Origin of the sequence: Paraburkholderia elongata (assembly GCF_013177735.1) — a bacterium.
GTDB lineage: Bacteria > Pseudomonadota > Gammaproteobacteria > Burkholderiales > Burkholderiaceae > Paraburkholderia > Paraburkholderia elongata.
The window spans coordinates 19,795-42,206 of sequence record NZ_WOEZ01000090.1 but is presented as its reverse complement, the minus strand read 5'-3'; the positions used below and the strand labels follow the sequence as shown (position 1 = coordinate 42,206).

Sequence of the window (22,412 nt, the reverse complement as noted above, 5' to 3'; positions counted from 1 at the left end):
CATCGATGCGTCCTGCATACCCCTCGCGTCAGGCTGCATCTGCTCGGCACAGTCTACGCTTTTTAATGCGTAGTCCTATTCCTATTCGCTTGAACGCCAATGCAACGACAGTGGTTCCTGTTCGTCTGATGGCATCGTCGCCCAATGCCATGTTTTTTCAATTGCGCCGGTCGCTTTTTATTCACGCAGCACCTGTCGTTATGCGTGCCTAGCCTTCATTGAGTGAGTACCTCGCAGCTTTTGGTCGGGTGGTCCGCTGGATGCGCCCCATGGCGAGTTCGACAGCGCTCCACAACGGCTTCGGCCGGCTGACTGCAACCTTTTTTGCGGCGTTGCACACACCCAGGTAAATGTGCATGCGTGACCTCCAGGCAAGGCCCTAAGCGTTGGTCGGGTTTTCCCTGGAGCACTGCTGTGCGTCAATACCAGCGGAGCATTCAGCGTCTCTGGTACACGCCGCGCATCGCCGCGACGCAGCAAACGATTGACATTCGCACACCCGGTCCTAGAATGAATTCCGCTGCACCGCACCAACGTTCCTACTTTGTGGCTCGTCGATTGTGATGCCGTTCGGCGGTATTCCGGAGACTCGCCACGTCCACCCTTATGGAGTTAGTGATGAGCAGTCTCGCCCCTGAACAACTTTTCGCAGCGCAGAAGGTCGTTTTCGAAACAATATCTGGATTCCTGAACACATTTTTTGGCGGCATTGAAAAACTGGTTGAGCTGAACCTGCAAGCAGTCAAATCGACGCTCACCGAAAATCAGGAAATCACGGCCAAGGCGCTTTCGGTCAAAGACCCACAGGACTTGTTCGCTCTGCAGGCCAGCTATACGCAGTCCGTGACAGACAAAGCGCAGTCGTACGGCCGTAACGTGTACGAAATCATCTCCAGCACGCAAGGTGAATTCGCGGCGGCGGCTGAAGCGCAGTTCCAGCAGTACTATCGCGAGACGCAAGAGTTCGTCGACAAGTTCGCGAAGTACGCACCTGCCGGAAGCGAAACCGCCGTGGCAGCATGGAAGACATTCATCACGACGGCCAGCGAAACGGCCAGCACGACGTATGAAGCTGCCAAAAACGCTACGAAGCAAGCGGTTGAGATTGCCGAAAGCAATGTTAGCGCTGCGTCGTCGGCCTCGGCTAAGCGGACTCGACAGGCCGTCGTACCAGTCGCCGCCGCTGAGGAGTAACCGCGGCTTTGACGTCGGCCACCGTCGTCTAATTCTTCAAGCGAGCCCCTGCTCGCTTTTTTTTGCGCGCGGCCTTTTGGAACACGGGCGGCGTCCAGCGCGCCTCGGACGCCGTCATGGAGCAGTGGCCTGAGCCAGAAATTCGCGGGCATGGTTGCGCGGGTGGCCGCCGTTGCTTCGTTAGGTTGCGTCCACTGCCAATGATGCTAATTGACCAGACCTCTTGTGGCCGAAACTTCGTCGTGCCAAGTCCAACGGGGTACGACCGAACCAACGGCAACGAGGTTGAAGGAGAAGCGGATGACCACCGCAGAAAACTCTTTGCGTTTTTTGGTTGAAAAATGGCTGACGCCAACTTCAGCGATACCAGTTCGGGTAACCCGATTCGGTCGCACAGCCTCTAACGGGAGACGTTATGTATGCGTTGAGGCACTGCGACCTGAAGGCCCGGTTGCGCTTTTTTTCTTCCGGCACAATGACGGTACCTGGCGCGTGTTCCCGCCTGAGACCGGGAGCTAACAATACGTGCTTACGCAAGTGCCGTATGATTGGGTTAGACGTCGCCGCTCGCTCCGCCCAGACCGAGCGGCTGCGCCGAGCCGCAACGGTGCTCATACTACGGGGTGTTTATACAGGTATGCGTTTTCTCGTCGCTGGAGGTTTGCACGGCCGGAATGGCGCCTTCGGTAGCGCTATTTTGTCGCAAGGAGCCGTATGCCCACAGTAAGGAAGCCAACTGATGAAGCACTTGCGCTGGAACGAGTGGTGAATGCTGCTCGGGCAGTTCAAGCTGCGCTGGCCGCTCTTCAACCGCACTTTGCTTCGGATGGAGACGGACAGCCGTCGACGCTGGAGCTCGTGGCGTTCGAAGTCGCGATGCAAGAACTGAAAGACGCGCGCGAAGCGTTTGACATCCTCATGTCCCGCACGTCAGGCGAAAATCCGACAGCGAGGCATCTGTAGCATGCAGCTCGTTACCGGTTCATCCGCTGTTTGCGACGTCCCGCCGCAGGCAGCTTCGTAGCTCAACTTGGCCGGTGGGTGCAGCCGACGCCGCGACGAATGTTCGGCCGGGCAATCGAACCCCGATGAAATGCAAGCAATGGGAGATGTTTCATGCGTATCAACGGTGCGACAGGCACGATGATTCTGATGACTGAGCGAGACGACACGACCGGCCAAGACGTGCGCGTCTTGCGACTGGAAGCGGCGGCAGACGGCAAGGCCGTCCTGCTCATCGACGTCGACCAACGGAAGCCCGGCATTCATCGCGAAATACGCTACGAGATTACTGCCGCAGAGCTGATTGCAGCGATTCGTGCGCATGGTGCTGAGTTGCCTTGGGAGCAGCCCAATCCGTGAAGTACGCTACAACTCGGGGCCCCTGGACCAGCACCGGTCGTTCCACCGCCCACTAAGCCCGACCTGGCACCACCCTGGAACGGCGCGCCGGCGAGCGAACGGCTGACGAGCGCGTCGCGTTCCCAGGGGCGATTTCCCGAACCGCTAGTGACATTCCGTACAATGGGCATTCAATTGCGCCGGCATACTCTGCGGGACCGTTACTGGCAGTTAAACGTTGAACTCAGATACGCATTATCAGACGCTTGGCGTTGCGAGCACCGCGTCTGCCGACGATATCGTGAAGGCGTACCGCCGATTGGCGATGCGCTGGCACCCGGACCGCAACCCGGCCAACCCGCACGACGCCAAAACGCGGTTCCAGCAAATCAGGAGCGCGTACGACGTGCTGAGCGACCCGCGCAAGCGAGAGCTTTACGACCTCCAGATTTCACCACGCCGGTCTAGCTCATCCGGTAATGCGTCGCCAGGCTCGTCCTTTGACGAGGCCGTCCGGGCGCAATGGAACAGGCGACGTGGACCGCCGCCGGTCCAAGGTGCGGATATCGAATGCAAGATGACGGTCCCGCTCGAAACGGTAATTTTCGGCGGCGCTTTGGACGTAACGATGCGTGCACCGAGGCCGTGCGGGACCTGTGACGGAAACGGCAAGCTCGCCGGTCGTTTCGCGTGTCCGTCATGCGGCGGCGACGGCAAAAACGGCCATGGGCGCAACTGCAGAACGTGCAGTGGCTACGGCGCGGTCGACGAGACACGATGTCCGAACTGCAACGGAAAGGGCGTAGTCAAGACTGAGAAGACGATAAGGGTGACTGTCCCGCCCGGTGTCGTCGAAGGAACGGTGCTGCGTGTTAAGGGCGCCGGAGGCCCTGGTCTGAATGGGGGTGCACCGGGTGCGGCTTTCTGCCGCATCAAGGTCCAGGCACATCGCACCTACAAGCTGCACGGCCTTACCCTGACCCGGGACCTTACGGTGGACTTTGTCACAGCCATGCTGGGCGGCTCGGTCCCGGTCGAGTTATTCGGCGCGAACGTCAAGGTCGCCGTGCCGCCAATGACCCGAGCGGGGAAAATCATCACGATGGAAAAAGCGGGGTTGAAGAATTCGAAGACCGGAGAAAACGGTGACCTCAAATTTAAGGTCGTCATTGATTTGCCCGCCAGTGCTCGCCGGTTGAGGTCCGAGCACAAAGAAATACTGCGGGCAATGTTCAACGCGGCTGCCGCTAAGTGAGGGTTCCAGCGGCGGCGCGCGTCCGCGTTGAATGACCGTGAAGTCGTGGGCGTTTGATTGCCCAGTGCGGTTTCGAACCGCACCGAAGCCTCGGCGTGCTTGTGCGGCGCCAGAAACGTTTTGAGGTGGCCGATGCCGCCCGTATACCCGCCACGCCCTGCGACACTTATTCCGACATTTTCTTGGCAAGGTCATGGACAACACGGGCACATGTGCCACAAGCATCTGAAGCTGGACGACTATCCCCTGCCAGCCCCGGACGCTGGCACACGCTGTCGGTCGTGGGCCCCCGTGCGAAAATTCGCTAACCGTCCATCGCCTCAAGCGCGGTGACCGCCAAGCACACATCCATTGAAGCCGCTAAATTTGCAATCGGAGGCGGCCGGCGAACCCATTGAGCTTGTCGGGCTCCCCCTTGAGGCGGATGCCGTGTCGCGACGGGCTGTTGCTCCGGAATAGCGTGCGTCGGATACCTGGGGCGTGCCTCATTCGCTTAACGAGGGACCACACTTACGCGTAGCACCCGTGCACTACGCGCGCGAGGTTCTCGCCCGATTGTCTTCCGCATTGGGAAGCGACCGTGGCGCCCGCTCCCCTGTGCTGGGCATCACCGTAGAGATTGCGTGCTTGAATACCATCTGGTGGCCGGACGGGGACTCCAGGAGAACTACGTATGAGTCGAACGACGCGACCTGGCCGCTCAGTCTGATTCCGTTAATCAGGTAAACGCTTGCCGGGGTCTTTCCCTTGAGCAGGGTCTGCAGGAATTCGTCTTGAACTGAGGCTTGATTTGACATGTTGTTCTCCGCCGCCGGTCGTGCTCCGGGACATTGTACGCTTACACCTTCAGTGAAAGAGTGAGGTGTTTTTGGCGATGTCGGCCGCTAGCCGCCCTCCGGCACGGGCTCTCCGGTTTCACAATGGCTAGCGCCATGGACACCCGTGTTCGCAAACCGGCCCTGCACCTGATGCCGGAGCTGGCGGCATTCATGACCCAGTTGCGGGGCGTGTTCGGTGACGCCGTCATCGACGACGCAGTTGGGCGCAGCAAGGCAGGTGAACCAAAGTTCTACGCATGCGAAAATGGCCACGCAGTCGGCACGGCCAGTCCGAAGAGTGGGAGCGCGTGGCGGGTCGACGATTCCATTCTCGGCCGCCACTTTTGCCCCGGCTGCGATGTGGCACCTGCGTGGGACAGGGGGACCGCTGTAGCGAGTGGCTCAAGCGGCGCAATATGGAGAAGAGAAGGTGAGAATAGCTGGATGCGCTTTGCTAGTATTGGCGTTTGCTTCCTCCGCGTTAGCGGGCGAACATCACGACGTCGGGAATCCACCAGAGGCACAGAGTCGATTGCACCAGGCCCGGACCGCCCAGAAACATATGACGCACCAGCATTCGGCGCCCCATCTTGTAAAGACGCGGGCGCATCAACCGGCGACTGCCAGTACGAAGCTGACTGCCAAGCCGCGCGCCAGACATTTCGGCGCTCCACACATCGCTCCAGACGAGTCCGATATCCCGCGAGTCACCACTTCAGATGGAAACGTGCTCCGCGTCGGGTCCGATGGAAGCGCAGTACGGGTGGGCAACCGCTGATGGAAGCCGAGAGCTACAGGGGATACCGCATCTGGGGGCATGCCATTCTGCAACAGGAAGATATTCTTCAACCTGTGCGATACGCTGCAAGCGGGACCATTACCCGAAACGGCAGGCTCGTGGAAGCCTCGGGAGTCCTCGGCAGTTGTGAAACGGAAGAAGAGGCCCAGCTGGTCGGCCTGGACTGGGCACGAGCGTGGGTCGACAACCATGGCTAACCGGAGCTGAGCCATCGCAGGCTAGCGAGAAGCAGCGCGCGGGCGGAACGCCAAGGGAGTCTAAAACGAACGCGCCTTGCGGGTAAAATACCGGTTCGCTAAAGATGTCTTTAACTTCTTGTTCTTCTGTATCCCCCTTCAGACATCAAAGCCATCATGTGGATGGGGGTCTTTTTGCTAGCGCGAGGCGGTCCACACGGACCGCCTTGCAGATGGGTCAGCTCCCGGAAAACCTCAGAGATACTCCGGCAGACAGTGCGATGCGCATTGCGCATCCGCGCAGGCCAAGTTGCGCCGCATCGACTCGAACAAGAAAAGATTAAGTAACATTCAGAGCATCGGATTCGAGCTCGTTACGGGTCAACAAACACTATTTATCGGGTGACGGTTAGTACGTGTGTCTTGTAGTTGTATAGGTAAACTACAAAGTTTGAAACGCTTAGATTCCCAACGCTTTGCGAGGAGATAGTTACTGCTCCGGTTCCCAATGTGGCGTTCATATCGGCCTTATCGTCAATCTTTAGCACGCTATTGCCGAATGAAAATATTTCATGGTCGTCGCGCTTATCCTGATACGCGACACCAACCCCGTTGAGAGCCATATTAAAGGTTACGGTGTCGGTACCGTCGTCCGATGGCAACTGACCAGATGCAGTTACTGTTTTGGGAACCTGTACTCCTTTGCTGTCGTCCGCAGAGAACTGAACGGGTCCGGAGTAGGAGTTACCAAAGGTGGTTTGAGTGCAGGTATCGTAGCCGGCGACTTCCACGAAGCTATAGGCGGCAAGTTGCGTAGTTGCCCCGCCACCATGCGTGACACCTGCATTTGCGTACACATGTATGTCAAAGAAGCCTGACTTGCAGTTGTCCACAATCGTTCCGGAGGCTTCTGCGGCATCTCCGTAGGTGCTGGTATTCGTCACGACGGGAGGCTGGCCATACGCGAGCAGACATGAAGCCGCGAAGGCGGCAACTGCGGTCAGTGTTCGTCCGGCGATGTTGAGCATGGGAGAACGGCGGGACGGGAGAGGATTTTTAGTCATATCAGCACCTTCGGGCAAGGCAATGGCGCCGCGCCGGGGCGCAGCGGGCTAGTGATTTCACGCATCTGCTATCAAATCGCGCTGGCTAGACGGGTCTTCAGGTTCACCCCTTGATTTGAGTGCAAGTATTCATCCACAGTGATTCGGTAAAACTTGTGCCGACGTAACGAGAAATCCGAAAAGCGAAATGCGCCCTCCATCCTCATTGACATGGGGAGAAACCTACCGAGTCGTTTGGCTGGTCTAGAACGGTCACTAAGCCATCGCTTGTCGGCTTATTGCTGGCAGACAGGTACTGAAACGCCGCACAGAAGTCTGCTCGGGCTGACTCTATGTGTCAGCAACCGCATCAAGATTGCGATGCATGATGTGTTATAGGCAAGCGTCGTGACGATTACAAGACAGCAACTTTGCAAGCATGCAAAGACTAGGTAACCACAACGCATTTGCCGACCTGCCGCTCGATTTACGGGGATGGCCCAGTGCGCTACGCCAACCTGGGAGTCTAATTCCTGGAAATGCTCCAGTCCTCCAACCGTGTGGCTTCGTGATTGTTGCTGGCTCCATACCCGGAAGGGGTAAAAAAAATTATCGACACCAGTGGCTGGACGAAGCCGAGGGCCACGTCAAGGAAACGGAAAAGCGGCCGGTCTGCTCAACGTGCCAGCTACCATGCGCGTGCCACACGACTGCTTGCGGCGCATCATGCTCTTTGCCCGGCTGTATGGCGTATTGAACGGAACCATCACTCCTCGTGGTCATGGTTGCGTCGAAGCCGTTTATGTACGCGCGAACATTTGCGTTGCTGACCAGCGTGGTGACCTGCTCTTGCGACAGCGGCGCGGTCCCCTCCGGAACCACGACGTAACGCGAAGGCGCACACCCGGCAAGCAGTGCCCACCCAGTTGCGGCAGCGACATTGATAATTTGACGTTGAGTCGGCACGACGAGTCACCGGCATCAGCCGCCCGAAACGTCGAAATCGAAATACTTCTTCGATATCGTTCCGTAGACCCCGTTTGCGCGGATGTCGGCAATCCCTTTATCCAACCGCTCCTTCAGTTCTGCCGCTTTTCAAACCGATGGTACAGGCTATCCAGGGCTTTGACGCCCGCACCCTGCCTCGGTGGAAATGGAGCGCGGCGCCGGGAGCCATGGAGCGGCATCTGCAGCGGCGCTATAACAATCCCCTGTTTCCCCTACATCGCCAGGTTGTCACCTCAAGCGACGTCTATGCAGCGCGTGTCGCGGACTATGAGGCGCTGGCTAATATTCGCAACGAACTCGCTGAACTCACCCGGGAGTTTTACGGACTCACAGAACTGCCCGCCGACTGGCAGCATCCGACGCAGCCTGAGTCTAAGAGGTGCCGGCACTCCGTCAGGGCGCCTCGCTATCACAACCATAGCCATCCGTATCACGATTATTCTTGCGCTTCTCTCAGTCACGCACGCGACACCGGGCGCGAAGCCACCGTCCGGCCGTGCGGCGATAGGAACGTTCAAGCGCTTTTCCGTCTCGGTTTGTGACTTCGGCATCCCGATGACGGCGCGCGACCAGGACAGCCAGCGCCGCATCTACAAAATGTAAATGCGAGATATCTCTCCCGTGCCGTCGGCGAACTCAAACACATCCAGGCGACCAGCTCTGACGTGAAGCAGAAGCCGCTCGACGTCCTCAATCGCGACCGCAAGAGACGGGTTGAATTCAACTTCGGATGTGAGTTCCCGCCTTCTCTCGAGAAGTCGTTCAATGGCGCTAGCGCGGGAAACAAAGAGTTGCTCCATCGACAACCGCCATTCAGCTAGAACCTGTACCGGCTAACTCTGCGCCGGCAGGCCAATCGCGTTGGGGCGCGAATTACCTCACCGCTCAATCCGGCAGTGCCTTTCCCAGCGCAGAGGTTGTGGTCGCGGGCAACGCCAGGCGCGCCGCCCTTCGTATTCTAGGACAAACACAATTCTGTCGCCGCCCCACGGCGGCGACCGTCCCCACGAGCGCCCCTGGGTACGAAGGTGCAACGTTTGATGACCTTTCTGTGAACTTGGACACATCAACGTTACAGGCAAGTATCGCGTCGTAGGCCGTGGAATCAATCGCGTAGACGGGTAGCGCTCGTGGGCGGCGTCGGGGCACGTTGACGAAAGGCTCGCCATCGGGCTAAGTAATTCGGCACAAAGGAGACCGGCCGTTAACCTTGAAAAGCGTCTCGTGGCTGCCTAAGATAAGGGCTAAGCGAATTCTCGCGAAAGGCGAGCGCCTGCCAAACCGGCTCAAACAAATTTTGGGCAAGGACAGTGCAGGAGTTCCGCCGCGTAACCGGCCTCGGTGTAATTCGACGCGACCACGTCTTTACGAATTTCAGTAATGGCTCCGACAAACTCGAACGCCCTTTGTCTTGTTAAAAGACGAAGGGTCTAGTGGCGTACCTTGAACATGCGGAGGTTAACATGAAAAAGCTGTCAGTCGTGGTTGGTCTGTTGGTGACATTGGTTTATGGAGGAATGGCAACAGCAGCAGACTCTGGCCCTTATCTGGTAGGGCATTGGAAGCTCAACGACAGCTTTACGGACTTCAATAACCCGCCATCCCCGATAGTGACTGATAACACAGAGTTCGTTTTCCTCAATCCCACGCCATTAACGCTCACGCTCGAATACGCTTTTTTTGATTCACAGGGTACTTTTTGTGGTTGTGACCGCGATACCCTCAAGCCCAACGGGCGTACTCGGTACACCATGTTGGGGGAATTGCAAGGTGGTCAGTTTTCTAGAACGCTGTGCCCTGGCACGAACACGGCAAACCCCCAGACCGACGGTGTAATGAAAACCATAGTCTTTACAAAGGCGGATGCTGATGGTGATAACGTTGATGTTGGTGATGCGGTAGAGGCGGGGTACCAAATTGATTTGTTCGGAAGCGGAAGAACGGAATCCGACTTGAAGGCGGTTATTCTGAACCACCATACAACAGCTGAAATCACCTCGATTCACCGGCAGTGCAACAAGTTCATTAAAAAGTAACTGACATCCAATACAAAAACTATCTGTTAAAAGACATGCTCTGCGCTTAAATCTGGACGGCCGCTTTATTTTCGTCCAGCAGTTTTGAAGGCGGGCGTGCGCTGTACGCGTGGGGGTCCATGCACTTCGCATCCCAAAGCTCCACCGCGGGCGGATTGAAGTTTAGCTGCACCGCCACGCTGGCACACACAACCGCCAATCAGAACGCTGGCGAGCGTCGCGCCTCCTTATCGAGGCTTAACTACGCAAGGCATCGAGCTCAAGCTGCTCTCGGGGTACATGACGAACATTGGTACCCTTGATAACGTAGACGACAACCTCGGCGATGTTGGTCGAATGGTCGCCGATACGCTCGATGGCCTTCGCGATGAACAGGTAGTCCAGTCCATTCGAGACCGTCCGAGGGTCTTCCATCATGTACGTTACGAGCTTGCGCACGAAAGCCCGGAACTCATTGTCGATGGCTTCATCATCCCGGACAATCTGCGCTGCTGCAACGGTATCCATCCTCGCAAAGCGTACGCTCCGCATTGCCATGGATGGCACCGGGTGGACCGTCAACGAACAACGCCTGACAACGGCCGCAGTGGACGGTCAGTCCGCGTGCCACAATGCGCGCTTTGTCAATTGGTGGATGCGCCCAGTGGCACACGGGCCTCGGCGCTCCGCAGCTTGCCGGTGTCTACCGCCCACCGCTCTGCGCTGACTCCGATACCTTCCAATACAGGACTAAGACAGTGCGCCCCGACAACCACGAGCTGAGCCGGTGTCCGGCTCGCAGCGCATGACCAGGAATATCTGCGACCGACGACACACTGATGTCACGAAACATGATTAACCTTCGGGTCGAGGCAACCGACCGCCGAGACATACAAAAGACCGTCCGGCCCGAACACCACACCTCGCGGATGGAACTCGGCAGTGAACGCTTGCCGGTCCAGATTGCCAAGAAAGGCACCCGCGGCGTCATATTCCTTGACATTGCCTTGATTGGAACACTTGCTAGACTGTGCACCGATATCGGCCACGTAGAAGCCATTGTCCTGCCCCCCGCGCACAATGCCGCGCGGTGCGAAGGGTGCGTTTCGGTCGCTCGAGGCGACAAGTTTGCCGACAAAAGTGCCGGTCGCGCCGTCGAATTGCAGAATCTCGCCGGACTGGCCGGTGCCCAGGTTCTGGTTGACAACCACAAGTTGCCCACCCGTAAAAATCATCCCCATGGGCCCCTTCAGCCCGGCAGTCTTCGGCGCAATGAAGGCGCCAAGGTATGTCCCGCTCGAGGCATCAAAACGCTTGACAGAATTGTCGCCAACGTCGCCGACGAACAGCTCCCGCGCCCTCGAGGATTGGCTGACCGACAACACACTGAACCCCAATGCTGCGGACAGCAGGATGGAGCGCAATACATTGCGATAATTGGTGAGCGGCGCGCACAGCGCCGCAAGCAGTACCAGCACACAGTTCTTCTTGTTCACGGGAATGACTCCTTTCAGGAAAGGTCCGCGCCGACGCGGCGCCATGGTGTATTGGACGATTGGGTTTTACGTCAGGCGCAGCAAAGAGAACGCCTGAGCTACCGCAAAGGGGGGGCATGGAATGTTCATGGTGACCTCCTCAGAGGCAGTGTGTTGCACACAATGGGCGGCACCGCACGACACCGCCCAACCGTCGCTACGGACCGAGCGGGTGTAAATCAATCACCTCGGCAGGGAACCCATCCAAGGCGACTCGACTGTTTGGATTGGCTGTACTGGACTTAGCAATAAGGCCAGTTTGGCTGACGGTGCACCGACCTTGGGTGCCTTGCGGCAGCCCGTTAATAGCCAAGTAATATGGGGTAAACGGTCCGGTTGCTTGCGACCGGAAGGCGGCGTACTGTAGGCCAGGTGAGGTTAGGAACGTCTCCAAGTCGACCATCGGGTTACCGGTGGTAATGTACGTGATATCGAGAAACGAATCGCCCAGACATACTCCAGAAGGCGTTATGCCAACCATCAATCGGCAGGATAGTCGCTGTCCCATCGGCGCGGGCTCGACCTGGCAGCAGACCCACGCCGCCAAGGGCAGCACCAGCAACAACTCCGCCTGCAGCCTTGAGCCAGCCGCGACGAAAAGACAAGAGAGAATGTGTCATTTCAGTGTCTCCTATGGTTCTACGGGAAGACTATCCGGATGCCGTAATGACTGTCGCCTACTCTCGGCATCCGGTGAATTCCATTGCAATGGATGTGACAATTGCCAATGCCTGCAATACTTTCTTGACGAATGGGACCAAGTCGTGTGGCTATCGAAGAAAACGCAGGTGGCCTAGCCTGCGTTTTCCCTAGCGGAAGCCGCGCAAGGCAATGGCTCACACGAACGGAGCCGACGTGTTTGCGATTGGTACGGTCTCAACTCACGGGCAACGCGCGAGGAAACGGTCGAGGTTCTGCTCGGCGCTCCTGCCGTCGCGACGCGGTACTGCACTGCGCGCATTGCTGCAACCAATTCGTGCCGACTCCTGCTATCAGACGCGTTTTCATGTTCACCCCTTGATTGCGAGCAAGCATTCATCCCGAGCGTTCCGGTAAAACCGGTGGCGATAAATCCGCCAATCCGAATAAGCCAAACGCTCCCCCTCCATCCTCATAGAGATGGGGAGAAATCCATCGAATCGGTCTTCTGTTGGGAACGCGAGCAATGTCTCTACTTCAATGAGAGATTGCCGCGACCGGAACCAGCGTTATAGGAGGGAGGGAGTACTGCATCACTAAGCCATTGCTTGGCGGTTTAGTGCTGACAGACAGGTGCTAAACGTTGCACAGAAGTCTGCCGGTGGTGACTTTTTGAGTCGGCAACCGCATTAGAATTGGGTTGCATGAAGTGTTATAGACGGGCACTGAGGCGAATACAAGATAGCGGCGATAAAGCTCGAGCTAGAGGCTGCGAGCCCGGTGAAGAGCGGACCGCAAGACGGCTCGCACGGCTTCGGGGGGCATTAGACCACCGGCTTGTAACCGCAATGTCATAACGAGCGCCTTGTCGTAATTTGTCTGCAATAACAGTCGGTGCCAGCCTGCACTATCCCGCTTGTGACTCCTGGTGTTGGTTCTTTGTGTTGGGACTTCGTAGCGTTGGTGTTAGCAGCGGCCCAACACCATGTCACGTTTTGAATCGCTCCCGTGTTGGTTGCCGCGCACTCAGCTTGATTAAACCCTTGTGCCTTAAGCGAAACGGGCAAGCGGTGTGGTCGTAGGCACATTCACTGCGTAGTTGTGCCAGCCCGTCACCCGAGCGGCGCTCTGACTGCACATTTCAATGGAGGCAAACGTGCTGGCGACGAAACCATGTACCGCAACCTGCGTCATTGACGGCATCGCCGTCACGCTCACATTCTTCCCTGACACTGGTGTCTTGCGGATTACCGACACCACTGGTGTCCGCTTAAGGGAGACACGGTGGGCTGCTTCATGGCATAGCCTTGTCACGACATTCCGCGAACTGAGCGAAACACCGGTAGAGGACCGTGCCGACCCTGAGACACTCTTCGGTCGTCAGAATCGCGGCTTCGAGCCCATCGAAGAATCGATGGCCACGTTTAGCTGAGGTTGCGGAAATTCGAGCCATCGTCTCACGTCGTAATGCAGTTGGCTGTCTGAGTTGCGGTGCCGTCGCGACGTTTGTTGTAAGCGTGGGTTCCATCCGTTGACTCGGGCGTTTGCGCCAGAGTGCTTGTAGACCATGGCCTGACGATAAGGAATTCCCGCGAGTCCTTACCATCCAGCCATTTGGGGCGTGCGCCCCATCCGGTCCAGGTTTGCCTGGTTTCTGGGTTCCTGTATCGCGGTGGGACGGGAGGCCGTCCACGCTTCCGGCCAACCAACTCACTCGGCGCGATACCATATTCGCGCATCAATGTGCGAATTTTCTGGATGGCGGCATCGCGTTCGATACGCCGTGCGCTTTCAATGCGCTTCTCAAGCTCAGCCAGGTCGGCCAAGAACTCCCGATAGGTCTTCTTGCTCACAGCTCTCACTGCAAGTTCTTCGTGAGTTGTCCCCGGAGGGTGACCGCTATCTGCTGCAGAATGTCAGGCAGCAAAACCTGCGCGTCCAGCGGTCCCACGACCGAGTATCCCGAGCCGGCGTCGCCGTCGATAACGATGACGGCAGCGCAGCGTGCGCCCGTCCGTTGCCGAACCTGATTGCACGCAGCATCAAATTGTCCGGCCGATTCGCCGCCCTGCATGACCTTCGCCCCAATGTTATCGGCCATCGCGTCCTCACCAGGAAGTAAACACTCGGCGGACATTGTATGCCGACGGGGCGCAGTCAACGCTACGCGAGATTGCCTCTCTCCGCTCCGAGAACATTTTGCATGAGCTAATCCAATGCACATCAATGCGCCGTCTCTCGTTGCCAATCCATCGGGTTACCAGGCATCCGAGACGCTTGCGTCGAGCGGGCCGTCCTAATAAAAGAGTCTCATAAGAACCGTGGCTAACGTGTCCGAAGAAGTTCACTTCAAGTGAAGAGGTTAAAGACACGAGTAGCGATGTCATTTAGACGCAGCATATCCCTAAAATCTAGATGGGCGGAGCCGCGGTCGGATGCAACCAGTATCTGCACGGCGGACTCCTTCATGCTCTGCCTTCGACATGCCCGTGCCGACACGGAAGACAACTGGTTCGCGCGTCACGGCTACGAATGAACGCTGGCCGAGGGGAGATTGCATCGGCGAGCGCCACGCTGGGGTTGGCAACAATCGTCCCCAATATCGGAGGACTTTCCGATGAACGCTACGAAGCAGTGGAGCACCAAACTCACTGGCGACCTGGACTCCCCTGCAATCTATGTTCGCGTGAAAGACCGCAGATGAATCGTCGCGGGCGCCACGCCGACCGAGGTGCGAGCATCAGGACGCATCTGGACTCACAGGGTACCAACTCGTGAGCCAAAGATTCCCACGAAGAGCGGACTAGGCGACATGGGTCTGCCCTGTTGCAAAGCCAGTAACCGTCGAGATTCAGAACAGCGGCGAGACGCGTACAAGCGTTCAGCGGCGGAACAGTGATTCCGCGTCGCCAATATTGCACGTCGTCTTCACTCACGCCTATACGCACGCGCCGCCAACGACTTTGCGCTTCGAGTTCGACAGCGCTCCACAATGGCTTCGGCCGGCTGACTGCAACCTTTTTTGCGGCGTTGCACACACCCAAGTAAATGTGCATGTATGACCTCCAGGCAAGGCCCTAAGCGTTGACCGGGTTTTCCCTGGAGAACCGCTGCGCATCAATACCAGCGGGGCATCCAGCGTCTCCGGTACACGCCGCGTATCGCCGCAACGCAGCAAACGATTGACATTCGCACACCCAGTCCTAGAATGAATTCCGCTGCACCGCACCAACGTTCCTACTCTGTGGCTCGTCGTTTGTAATGCCGTTCGGCGGTGTTCCGGAGACTTGCCACGTCCACCCTTATGGAGTTAGTGATGAGCAGTCTCGCCCCTGAACAACTTTTTTCAGCGCAGAAGGTCGTTTTCGAAACAATATCCGGACTCCTGAACAAATTTTTCGGCGGCATTGAAAAACTGGTTGAGCTGAACCTGCAAGCGGTCAAATCGACGCTCACCGAAAATCAGGAAATCACGGCCAAGGCGCTTTCGGTCAAAGACCCACAGGACTTGTTCGCTCTGCAGGCCAGCTATACGCAGTCCGTGACAGACAAAGTGCAGTCGTACGGCCGTAACGTGTACGAAATCATCTCCAGCACGCAAGGTGAATTCGCGGCGGCGGCTGAAGCGCAGTTCCAGCAGTACTATCGCGAGACGCAAGAGTTCGTCGACAAGTTCGCGAAGTACGCACCTGCCGGAAGCGAAACCGCCGTGGCAGCATGGAAGACATTCATCACGACGGCCAGCGAAACGGCCAGCACGACGTATGAAGCTGCCAAAAACGCTACGAAGCAAGCGGTTGAGATTGCCGAAAGCAATGTTAGCGCTGCGTCGTCGACCTCGGCTAAGCGGACTCGACAGGCCGTCGTACCAGTCGCCGCCGCTGAGGAGTAACAGCGTTTTTGGCGTCGGCCACCGTCGTCTAATTCTTCAAGCGAGCCCCTGCTCGCTTTTTTTTTGCGTGGCCTTCTGGAGCACCGCGGCGTCCAGCGCGCCTCGGACGCCGTCATGGAGCAGTGGCCTGAGCCAGAAAATCGCGGGCACCGTTGCGCGGGTGGCCGCCGTTGCTTCGTTGGGTTGCGTCCACTGCCAATCATGCGAATTGACCAGACTCCTTGTGGCCGAAACTTCGTCATGCCAAGTCCAATGAGGTACGACCGAACCAACGGGAGCGAGGTTGAAGGAGAAGCGGATGACCACCGCAGAAAAGTCTTTGCATTTGCTGGTTGAAAAATGGCTGACGCCAACTTCCGCGACGCCAGTTCGGGTAACCCGATTCGGTCGCACAGCCTCTAACGGGAGACGTTATGTATGCGTTGAGGCACTGCGACCCGAAGGCCCGGTTGCACTTTATTTCTTCCGGCACGATGACGGTACCTGGCGCGTGTTCCCGCCTGAGAGCAGGAGCTAACAATACGTGCTTACACAAGTGCCGTATGATTGGGTTAGACGTCGCCGCTCGCTCCGCCCAGACCGAGCGGCTGCGCCGAGCCGCAACGGTGCTCATACTACGGGGTGTTTATACAGGTATGCGTTTTCTCGTCGCTGGAGGTTTGCACGGCCGGAATGGCGCCTTCGGTAGCGCTATTTTGTCGCAAGGAGCCGTATGCCCACAGTAAGGAAGCCAACTGATGAAGCACTTGCGCTGGAACGAGTGGTGAATGCTGCTCGGGCAGTTCAAGCTGCGCTGGCCGCTCTTCAACCGCACTTTGCTTCGGATGGAGACGGACAGCCGTCGACGCTGGAGCTCGTGGCGTTCGAAGTCGCGATGCAAGAACTGAAAGACGCGCGCGAAGCGTTTGACATCCTCATGTCCCGCACGTCAGGCGAAAATCCGACAGCGAGGCATCTGTAGCATGCAGCTCGTTACCGGTTCATCCGCTGTTTGCGACGTCCCGCCGCAGGCAGCTTCGTAGCTCAACTTGGCCGGTGGGTGCAGCCGACGCCGCGACGAATGTTCGGCCGGGCAATCGAACCCCGATGAAATGCAAGCAATGGGAGATGTTTCATGCGTATCAACGGTGCGACAGGCACGATGATTCTGATGACTGAGCGAGACGACACGACCGGCCAAGACGTGCGCGTCTTGCGACTGGAAGCGGCGGCAGACGGCAAGGCCGTCCTGCTCATCGACGTCGACCAACGGAAGCCCGGCATTCATCGCGAAATACGCTACGAGATTACTGCCGCAGAGCTGATTGCAGCGATTCGTGCGCATGGTGCTGAGTTGCCTTGGGAGCAGCCCAATCCGTGAAGTACGCTACAACTCGGGGCCCCTGGACCAGCACCGGTCGTTCCACCGCCCACTAAGCCCGACCTGGCACCACCCTGGAACGGCGCGCCGGCGAGCGAACGGCTGACGAGCGCGTCGCGTTCCCAGGGGCGATTTCCCGAACCGCTAGTGACATTCCGTACAATGGGCATTCAATTGCGCCGGCATACTCTGCGGGACCGTTACTGGCAGTTAAACGTTGAACTCAGATACGCATTATCAGACGCTTGGCGTTGCGAGCACCGCGTCTGCCGACGATATCGTGAAGGCGTACCGCCGATTGGCGATGCGCTGGCACCCGGACCGCAACCCGGCCAACCCGCACGACGCCAAAACGCGGTTCCAGCAAATCAGGAGCGCGTACGACGTGCTGAGCGACCCGCGCAAGCGAGAGCTTTACGACCTCCAGATTTCACCACGCCGGTCTAGCTCATCCGGTAATGCGTCGCCAGGCTCGTCCTTTGACGAGGCCGTCCGGGCGCAATGGAACAGGCGACGTGGACCGCCGCCGGTCCAAGGTGCGGATATCGAATGCAAGATGACGGTCCCGCTCGAAACGGTAATTTTCGGCGGCGCTTTGGACGTAACGATGCGTGCACCGAGGCCGTGCGGGACCTGTGACGGAAACGGCAAGCTCGCCGGTCGTTTCGCGTGTCCGTCATGCGGCGGCGACGGCAAAAACGGCCATGGGCGCAACTGCAGAACGTGCAGTGGCTACGGCGCGGTCGACGAGACACGATGTCCGAACTGCAACGGAAAGGGCGTAGTCAAGACTGAGAAGACGATAAGGGTGACTGTCCCGCCCGGTGTCGTCGAAGGAACGGTGCTGCGTGTTAAGGGCGCCGGAGGCCCTGGTCTGAATGGGGGTGCACCGGGTGCGGCTTTCTGCCGCATCAAGGTCCAGGCACATCGCACCTACAAGCTGCACGGCCTTACCCTGACCCGGGACCTTACGGTGGACTTTGTCACAGCCATGCTGGGCGGCTCGGTCCCGGTCGAGTTATTCGGCGCGAACGTCAAGGTCGCCGTGCCGCCAATGACCCGAGCGGGGAAAATCATCACGATGGAAAAAGCGGGGTTGAAGAATTCGAAGACCGGAGAAAACGGTGACCTCAAATTTAAGGTCGTCATTGATTTGCCCGCCAGTGCTCGCCGGTTGAGGTCCGAGCACAAAGAAATACTGCGGGCAATGTTCAACGCGGCTGCCGCTAAGTGAGGGTTCCAGCGGCGGCGCGCGTCCGCGTTGAATGACCGTGAAGTCGTGGGCGTTTGATTGCCCAGTGCGGTTTCGAACCGCACCGAAGCCTCGGCGTGCTTGTGCGGCGCCAGAAACGTTTTGAGGTGGCCGATGCCGCCCGTATACCCGCCACGCCCTGCGACACTTATTCCGACATTTTCTTGGCAAGGTCATGGACAACACGGGCACATGTGCCACAAGCATCTGAAGCTGGACGACTATCCCCTGCCAGCCCCGGACGCTGGCACACGCTGTCGGTCGTGGGCCCCCGTGCGAAAATTCGCTAACCGTCCATCGCCTCAAGCGCGGTGACCGCCAAGCACACATCCATTGAAGCCGCTAAATTTGCAATCGGAGGCGGCCGGCGAACCCATTGAGCTTGTCGGGCTCCCCCTTGAGGCGGATGCCGTGTCGCGACGGGCTGTTGCTCCGGAATAGCGTGCGTCGGATACCTGGGGCGTGCCTCATTCGCTTAACGAGGGACCACACTTACGCGTAGCACCCGTGCACTACGCGCGCGAGGTTCTCGCCCGATTGTCTTCCGCATTGGGAAGCGACCGTGGCGCCCGCTCCCCTGTGCTGGGCATCACCGTAGAGATTGCGTGCTTGAATACCATCTGGTGGCCGGACGGGGACTCCAGGAGAACTACGTATGAGTCGAACGACGCGACCTGGCCGCTCAGTCTGATTCCGTTAATCAGGTAAACGCTTGCCGGGGTCTTTCCCTTGAGCAGGGTCTGCAGGAATTCGTCTTGAACTGAGGCTTGATTTGACATGTTGTTCTCCGCCGCCGGTCGTGCTCCGGGACATTGTACGCTTACACCTTCAGTGAAAGAGTGAGGTGTTTTTGGCGATGTCGGCCGCTAGCCGCCCTCCGGCACGGGCTCTCCGGTTTCACAATGGCTAGCGCCATGGACACCCGTGTTCGCAAACCGGCCCTGCACCTGATGCCGGAGCTGGCGGCATTCATGACCCAGTTGCGGGGCGTGTTCGGTGACGCCGTCATCGACGACGCAGTTGGGCGCAGCAAGGCAGGTGAACCAAAGTTCTACGCATGCGAAAATGGCCACGCAGTCGGCACGGCCAGTCCGAAGAGTGGGAGCGCGTGGCGGGTCGACGATTCCATTCTCGGCCGCCACTTTTGCCCCGGCTGCGATGTGGCACCTGCGTGGGACAGGGGGACCGCTGTAGCGAGTGGCTCAAGCGGCGCAATATGGAGAAGAGAAGGTGAGAATAGCTGGATGCGCTTTGCTAGTATTGGCGTTTGCTTCCTCCGCGTTAGCGGGCGAACATCACGACGTCGGGAATCCACCAGAGGCACAGAGTCGATTGCACCAGGCCCGGACCGCCCAGAAACATATGACGCACCAGCATTCGGCGCCCCATCTTGTAAAGACGCGGGCGCATCAACCGGCGACTGCCAGTACGAAGCTGACTGCCAAGCCGCGCGCCAGACATTTCGGCGCTCCACACATCGCTCCAGACGAGTCCGATATCCCGCGAGTCACCACTTCAGATGGAAACGTGCTCCGCGTCGGGTCCGATGGAAGCGCAGTACGGGTGGGCAACCGCTGATGGAAGCCGAGAGCTACAGGGGATACCGCATCTGGGGGCATGCCATTCTGCAACAGGAAGATATTCTTCAACCTGTGCGATACGCTGCAAGCGGGACCATTACCCGAAACGGCAGGCTCGTGGAAGCCTCGGGAGTCCTCGGCAGTTGTGAAACGGAAGAAGAGGCCCAGCTGGTCGGCCTGGACTGGGCACGAGCGTGGGTCGACAACCATGGCTAACCGGAGCTGAGCCATCGCAGGCTAGCGAGAAGCAGCGCGCGGGCGGAACGCCAAGGGAGTCTAAAACGAACGCGCCTTGCGGGTAAAATACCGGTTCGCTAAAGATGTCTTTAACTTCTTGTTCTTCTGTATCCCCCTTCAGACATCAAAGCCATCATGTGGATGGGGGTCTTTTTGCTAGCGCGAGGCGGTCCACACGGACCGCCTTGCAGATGGGTCAGCTCCCGGAAAACCTCAGAGATACTCCGGCAGACAGTGCGATGCGCATTGCGCATCCGCGCAGGCCAAGTTGCGCCGCATCGACTCGAACAAGAAAAGATTAAGTAACATTCAGAGCATCGGATTCGAGCTCGTTACGGGTCAACAAACACTATTTATCGGGTGACGGTTAGTACGTGTGTCTTGTAGTTGTATAGGTAAACTACAAAGTTTGAAACGCTTAGATTCCCAACGCTTTGCGAGGAGATAGTTACTGCTCCGGTTCCCAATGTGGCGTTCATATCGGCCTTATCGTCAATCTTTAGCACGCTATTGCCGAATGAAAATATTTCATGGTCGTCGCGCTTATCCTGATACGCGACACCAACCCCGTTGAGAGCCATATTAAAGGTTACGGTGTCGGTACCGTCGTCCGATGGCAACTGACCAGATGCAGTTACTGTTTTGGGAACCTGTACTCCTTTGCTGTCGTCCGCAGAGAACTGAACGGGTCCGGAGTAGGAGTTACCAAAGGTGGTTTGAGTGCAGGTATCGTAGCCGGCGACTTCCACGAAGCTATAGGCGGCAAGTTGCGTAGTTGCCCCGCCACCATGCGTGACACCTGCATTTGCGTACACATGTATGTCAAAGAAGCCTGACTTGCAGTTGTCCACAATCGTTCCGGAGGCTTCTGCGGCATCTCCGTAGGTGCTGGTATTCGTCACGACGGGAGGCTGGCCATACGCGAGCAGACATGAAGCCGCGAAGGCGGCAACTGCGGTCAGTGTTCGTCCGGCGATGTTGAGCATGGGAGAACGGCGGGACGGGAGAGGATTTTTAGTCATATCAGCACCTTCGGGCAAGGCAATGGCGCCGCGCCGGGGCGCAGCGGGCTAGTGATTTCACGCATCTGCTATCAAATCGCGCTGGCTAGACGGGTCTTCAGGTTCACCCCTTGATTTGAGTGCAAGTATTCATCCACAGTGATTCGGTAAAACTTGTGCCGACGTAACGAGAAATCCGAAAAGCGAAATGCGCCCTCCATCCTCATTGACATGGGGAGAAACCTACCGAGTCGTTTGGCTGGTCTAGAACGGTCACTAAGCCATCGCTTGTCGGCTTATTGCTGGCAGACAGGTACTGAAACGCCGCACAGAAGTCTGCTCGGGCTGACTCTATGTGTCAGCAACCGCATCAAGATTGCGATGCATGATGTGTTATAGGCAAGCGTCGTGACGATTACAAGACAGCAACTTTGCAAGCATGCAAAGACTAGGTAACCACAACGCATTTGCCGACCTGCCGCTCGATTTACGGGGATGGCCCAGTGCGCTACGCCAACCTGGGAGTCTAATTCCTGGAAATGCTCCAGTCCTCCAACCGTGTGGCTTCGTGATTGTTGCTGGCTCCATACCCGGAAGGGGTAAAAAAAATTATCGACACCAGTGGCTGGACGAAGCCGAGGGCCACGTCAAGGAAACGGAAAAGCGGCCGGTCTGCTCAACGTGCCAGCTACCATGCGCGTGCCACACGACTGCTTGCGGCGCATCATGCTCTTTGCCCGGCTGTATGGCGTATTGAACGGAACCATCACTCCTCGTGGTCATGGTTGCGTCGAAGCCGTTTATGTACGCGCGAACATTTGCGTTGCTGACCAGCGTGGTGACCTGCTCTTGCGACAGCGGCGCGGTCCCCTCCGGAACCACGACGTAACGCGAAGGCGCACACCCGGCAAGCAGTGCCCACCCAGTTGCGGCAGCGACATTGATAATTTGACGTTGAGTCGGCACGACGAGTCACCGGCATCAGCCGCCCGAAACGTCGAAATCGAAATACTTCTTCGATATCGTTCCGTAGACCCCGTTTGCGCGGATGTCGGCAATCCCTTTATCCAACCGCTCCTTCAGTTCTGCCGCTTTTCAAACCGATGGTACAGGCTATCCAGGGCTTTGACGCCCGCACCCTGCCTCGGTGGAAATGGAGCGCGGCGCCGGGAGCCATGGAGCGGCATCTGCAGCGGCGCTATAACAATCCCCTGTTTCCCCTACATCGCCAGGTTGTCACCTCAAGCGACGTCTATGCAGCGCGTGT

General features: G+C 57.9%; 21 protein-coding genes and 5 pseudogenes. 14 read left to right on the top strand and 12 right to left on the bottom strand.

The window, feature by feature from the left end; genetic code table 11:
* Window positions 1–618 precede the first annotated feature (618 nt).
* The 5 genes and pseudogenes from GNZ13_RS17695 (at window position 619) to GNZ13_RS17680 (ending at window position 3,790) form a co-directional block, all read left to right on the top strand.
* Window positions 619–1,194, top strand: a complete 576-nt coding sequence (locus tag GNZ13_RS17695; RefSeq protein WP_172166717.1) for a phasin family protein — start codon at window positions 619–621, stop codon at window positions 1,192–1,194.
* 714 nt (window positions 1,195–1,908) lie between these two features.
* Window positions 1,909–2,157 carry a hypothetical protein gene (locus tag GNZ13_RS17690; RefSeq protein WP_172166687.1) on the top strand — a complete coding sequence of 83 codons (249 nt, stop codon included), beginning with the start codon at window positions 1,909–1,911 and terminating at the stop codon, window positions 2,155–2,157.
* Between the two features lie 153 nt (window positions 2,158–2,310).
* A complete protein-coding gene (locus tag GNZ13_RS17685; protein WP_172166685.1) occupies window positions 2,311–2,556 on the top strand; it encodes a hypothetical protein in 246 nt (81 codons plus the stop codon).
* Window positions 2,557–2,773: 217 nt separating this feature from the next.
* Window positions 2,774–2,965 (top strand): annotated as a pseudogene (locus GNZ13_RS54295) (DnaJ domain-containing protein); the annotation flags it as partial.
* A gap of 147 nt (window positions 2,966–3,112) precedes the next feature.
* Window positions 3,113–3,790, top strand: a complete 678-nt coding sequence (locus GNZ13_RS17680; protein ID WP_236002047.1) for a DnaJ C-terminal domain-containing protein — start codon at window positions 3,113–3,115, stop codon at window positions 3,788–3,790.
* 6 nt (window positions 3,791–3,796) lie between these two features.
* On the opposite strand, the pseudogene GNZ13_RS54290 reads toward GNZ13_RS17680, so the two are convergent.
* Both GNZ13_RS54290 and hfq (GNZ13_RS17675) read right to left on the bottom strand, forming a co-directional pair.
* Window positions 3,797–3,945 (bottom strand): annotated as a pseudogene (locus GNZ13_RS54290) (IS21 family transposase); the annotation flags it as partial.
* Between the two features lie 375 nt (window positions 3,946–4,320).
* Entirely contained in the window at window positions 4,321–4,587 is a 267-nt protein-coding gene (gene hfq, locus GNZ13_RS17675; RefSeq protein ID WP_172166682.1) for an RNA chaperone Hfq, read from the bottom strand.
* A 798-nt stretch (window positions 4,588–5,385) separates the two neighbouring features.
* Here hfq (GNZ13_RS17675) and GNZ13_RS52360 point away from each other — a divergent pair.
* A complete protein-coding gene (locus tag GNZ13_RS52360; protein WP_236002046.1) occupies window positions 5,386–5,604 on the top strand; it encodes a hypothetical protein in 219 nt (72 codons plus the stop codon).
* Window positions 5,605–5,978: 374 nt separating this feature from the next.
* On the opposite strand, the gene GNZ13_RS17670 is transcribed toward GNZ13_RS52360, so the two are convergent.
* Window positions 5,979–6,647, bottom strand: a complete 669-nt coding sequence (locus GNZ13_RS17670) for a hypothetical protein (RefSeq protein WP_172166680.1) — start codon at window positions 6,645–6,647, stop codon at window positions 5,979–5,981.
* A gap of 1,577 nt (window positions 6,648–8,224) precedes the next feature.
* Window positions 8,225–8,434 carry a hypothetical protein gene (locus tag GNZ13_RS17665; RefSeq protein ID WP_172166712.1) on the bottom strand — a complete coding sequence of 70 codons (210 nt, stop codon included), beginning with the start codon at window positions 8,432–8,434 and terminating at the stop codon, window positions 8,225–8,227.
* A 663-nt stretch (window positions 8,435–9,097) separates the two neighbouring features.
* Between GNZ13_RS17665 and GNZ13_RS17660 the strand changes: the two genes are divergently transcribed.
* Window positions 9,098–9,670, top strand: coding sequence for a hypothetical protein (locus GNZ13_RS17660; RefSeq protein WP_172166710.1), 573 nt, complete (start codon window positions 9,098–9,100; stop codon window positions 9,668–9,670).
* Window positions 9,671–9,907: 237 nt separating this feature from the next.
* Here GNZ13_RS17660 and GNZ13_RS17655 read toward each other — a convergent pair.
* A pseudogene (locus GNZ13_RS17655) lies at window positions 9,908–10,186 on the bottom strand (phosphate signaling complex PhoU family protein); the annotation flags it as partial.
* A 305-nt stretch (window positions 10,187–10,491) separates the two neighbouring features.
* On the bottom strand, window positions 10,492–11,145 hold the full coding sequence (locus tag GNZ13_RS17650) for an NHL repeat-containing protein (protein ID WP_172166714.1): 654 nt from the start codon (window positions 11,143–11,145) through the stop codon (window positions 10,492–10,494).
* Window positions 11,146–12,979: 1,834 nt separating this feature from the next.
* Between GNZ13_RS17650 and GNZ13_RS17645 the strand changes: the two genes are divergently transcribed.
* Window positions 12,980–13,255, top strand: coding sequence for a hypothetical protein (locus tag GNZ13_RS17645; protein WP_172166695.1), 276 nt, complete (start codon window positions 12,980–12,982; stop codon window positions 13,253–13,255).
* 25 nt (window positions 13,256–13,280) lie between these two features.
* On the opposite strand, the gene GNZ13_RS17640 is transcribed toward GNZ13_RS17645, so the two are convergent.
* Both GNZ13_RS17640 and GNZ13_RS17635 read right to left on the bottom strand, forming a co-directional pair.
* Window positions 13,281–13,676: an H-NS histone family protein gene (locus GNZ13_RS17640; protein ID WP_172166693.1), complete on the bottom strand. Its 396-nt coding sequence runs from the start codon at window positions 13,674–13,676 to the stop codon at window positions 13,281–13,283.
* Window positions 13,677–13,681: 5 nt separating this feature from the next.
* Window positions 13,682–13,924: a hypothetical protein gene (locus GNZ13_RS17635; RefSeq protein WP_172166691.1), complete on the bottom strand. Its 243-nt coding sequence runs from the start codon at window positions 13,922–13,924 to the stop codon at window positions 13,682–13,684.
* Between the two features lie 1,215 nt (window positions 13,925–15,139).
* Here GNZ13_RS17635 and GNZ13_RS17630 point away from each other — a divergent pair.
* The gene (locus tag GNZ13_RS17630; RefSeq protein WP_172166690.1) at window positions 15,140–15,715 is read left to right on the top strand and encodes a phasin family protein; all 576 of its coding nucleotides are present in this window, start codon (window positions 15,140–15,142) and stop codon (window positions 15,713–15,715) included.
* A gap of 36 nt (window positions 15,716–15,751) precedes the next feature.
* On the opposite strand, the gene GNZ13_RS17625 is transcribed toward GNZ13_RS17630, so the two are convergent.
* Complete coding sequence (locus GNZ13_RS17625) at window positions 15,752–16,021, bottom strand: hypothetical protein (protein WP_172166688.1); 270 nt, start codon at window positions 16,019–16,021, stop codon at window positions 15,752–15,754.
* A 406-nt stretch (window positions 16,022–16,427) separates the two neighbouring features.
* On the opposite strand from GNZ13_RS17625, the gene GNZ13_RS17620 reads away from it, so the two are divergent.
* From GNZ13_RS17620 to GNZ13_RS17610, 4 genes and pseudogenes are all read left to right on the top strand, one after another.
* On the top strand, window positions 16,428–16,676 hold the full coding sequence (locus GNZ13_RS17620) for a hypothetical protein (protein ID WP_172166687.1): 249 nt from the start codon (window positions 16,428–16,430) through the stop codon (window positions 16,674–16,676).
* Window positions 16,677–16,829: 153 nt separating this feature from the next.
* Window positions 16,830–17,075 carry a hypothetical protein gene (locus GNZ13_RS17615; RefSeq protein WP_172166685.1) on the top strand — a complete coding sequence of 82 codons (246 nt, stop codon included), beginning with the start codon at window positions 16,830–16,832 and terminating at the stop codon, window positions 17,073–17,075.
* A gap of 217 nt (window positions 17,076–17,292) precedes the next feature.
* A pseudogene (locus tag GNZ13_RS54285) lies at window positions 17,293–17,484 on the top strand (DnaJ domain-containing protein); the annotation flags it as partial.
* A 147-nt stretch (window positions 17,485–17,631) separates the two neighbouring features.
* Complete coding sequence (locus tag GNZ13_RS17610) at window positions 17,632–18,309, top strand: DnaJ C-terminal domain-containing protein (protein WP_236002047.1); 678 nt, start codon at window positions 17,632–17,634, stop codon at window positions 18,307–18,309.
* A 6-nt stretch (window positions 18,310–18,315) separates the two neighbouring features.
* Here the strand turns inward: GNZ13_RS17610 and GNZ13_RS54280 are convergent.
* A pseudogene (locus GNZ13_RS54280) lies at window positions 18,316–18,464 on the bottom strand (IS21 family transposase); the annotation flags it as partial.
* Between the two features lie 375 nt (window positions 18,465–18,839).
* The gene (gene hfq, locus GNZ13_RS17605) at window positions 18,840–19,106 is read right to left on the bottom strand and encodes an RNA chaperone Hfq (protein ID WP_172166682.1); all 267 of its coding nucleotides are present in this window, start codon (window positions 19,104–19,106) and stop codon (window positions 18,840–18,842) included.
* Between the two features lie 798 nt (window positions 19,107–19,904).
* Between hfq (GNZ13_RS17605) and GNZ13_RS52345 the strand changes: the two genes are divergently transcribed.
* Window positions 19,905–20,123: a hypothetical protein gene (locus GNZ13_RS52345; protein ID WP_236002046.1), complete on the top strand. Its 219-nt coding sequence runs from the start codon at window positions 19,905–19,907 to the stop codon at window positions 20,121–20,123.
* A 374-nt stretch (window positions 20,124–20,497) separates the two neighbouring features.
* Here the strand turns inward: GNZ13_RS52345 and GNZ13_RS17600 are convergent, their stop codons facing one another.
* Complete coding sequence (locus GNZ13_RS17600) at window positions 20,498–21,166, bottom strand: hypothetical protein (RefSeq protein WP_172166680.1); 669 nt, start codon at window positions 21,164–21,166, stop codon at window positions 20,498–20,500.
* Between the last annotated feature and the right edge of the window lie 1,246 nt (window positions 21,167–22,412).

Coding starts and splice junctions, on each gene's coding strand:
- GNZ13_RS17695 (WP_172166717.1), top strand. CDS start 619: ATGAGCAGTCTCGCCCCTGAACAACTTTTCGCAGCGCAGAAGGTCGTT.
- GNZ13_RS17690 (WP_172166687.1), top strand. CDS start 1,909: ATGCCCACAGTAAGGAAGCCAACTGATGAAGCACTTGCGCTGGAACGA.
- GNZ13_RS17685 (WP_172166685.1), top strand. CDS start 2,311: ATGCGTATCAACGGTGCGACAGGCACGATGATTCTGATGACTGAGCGA.
- GNZ13_RS17680 (WP_236002047.1), top strand. CDS start 3,113: ATGACGGTCCCGCTCGAAACGGTAATTTTCGGCGGCGCTTTGGACGTA.
- hfq (WP_172166682.1), bottom strand. CDS start 4,587: ATGTCAAATCAAGCCTCAGTTCAAGACGAATTCCTGCAGACCCTGCTC.
- GNZ13_RS52360 (WP_236002046.1), top strand. CDS start 5,386: ATGGAAGCCGAGAGCTACAGGGGATACCGCATCTGGGGGCATGCCATT.
- GNZ13_RS17670 (WP_172166680.1), bottom strand. CDS start 6,647: ATGACTAAAAATCCTCTCCCGTCCCGCCGTTCTCCCATGCTCAACATC.
- GNZ13_RS17665 (WP_172166712.1), bottom strand. CDS start 8,434: ATGGAGCAACTCTTTGTTTCCCGCGCTAGCGCCATTGAACGACTTCTC.
- GNZ13_RS17660 (WP_172166710.1), top strand. CDS start 9,098: ATGAAAAAGCTGTCAGTCGTGGTTGGTCTGTTGGTGACATTGGTTTAT.
- GNZ13_RS17635 (WP_172166691.1), bottom strand. CDS start 13,924: ATGGCCGATAACATTGGGGCGAAGGTCATGCAGGGCGGCGAATCGGCC.
- GNZ13_RS17630 (WP_172166690.1), top strand. CDS start 15,140: ATGAGCAGTCTCGCCCCTGAACAACTTTTTTCAGCGCAGAAGGTCGTT.
- GNZ13_RS17620 (WP_172166687.1), top strand. CDS start 16,428: ATGCCCACAGTAAGGAAGCCAACTGATGAAGCACTTGCGCTGGAACGA.
- GNZ13_RS17615 (WP_172166685.1), top strand. CDS start 16,830: ATGCGTATCAACGGTGCGACAGGCACGATGATTCTGATGACTGAGCGA.
- GNZ13_RS17610 (WP_236002047.1), top strand. CDS start 17,632: ATGACGGTCCCGCTCGAAACGGTAATTTTCGGCGGCGCTTTGGACGTA.
- hfq (WP_172166682.1), bottom strand. CDS start 19,106: ATGTCAAATCAAGCCTCAGTTCAAGACGAATTCCTGCAGACCCTGCTC.
- GNZ13_RS52345 (WP_236002046.1), top strand. CDS start 19,905: ATGGAAGCCGAGAGCTACAGGGGATACCGCATCTGGGGGCATGCCATT.
- GNZ13_RS17600 (WP_172166680.1), bottom strand. CDS start 21,166: ATGACTAAAAATCCTCTCCCGTCCCGCCGTTCTCCCATGCTCAACATC.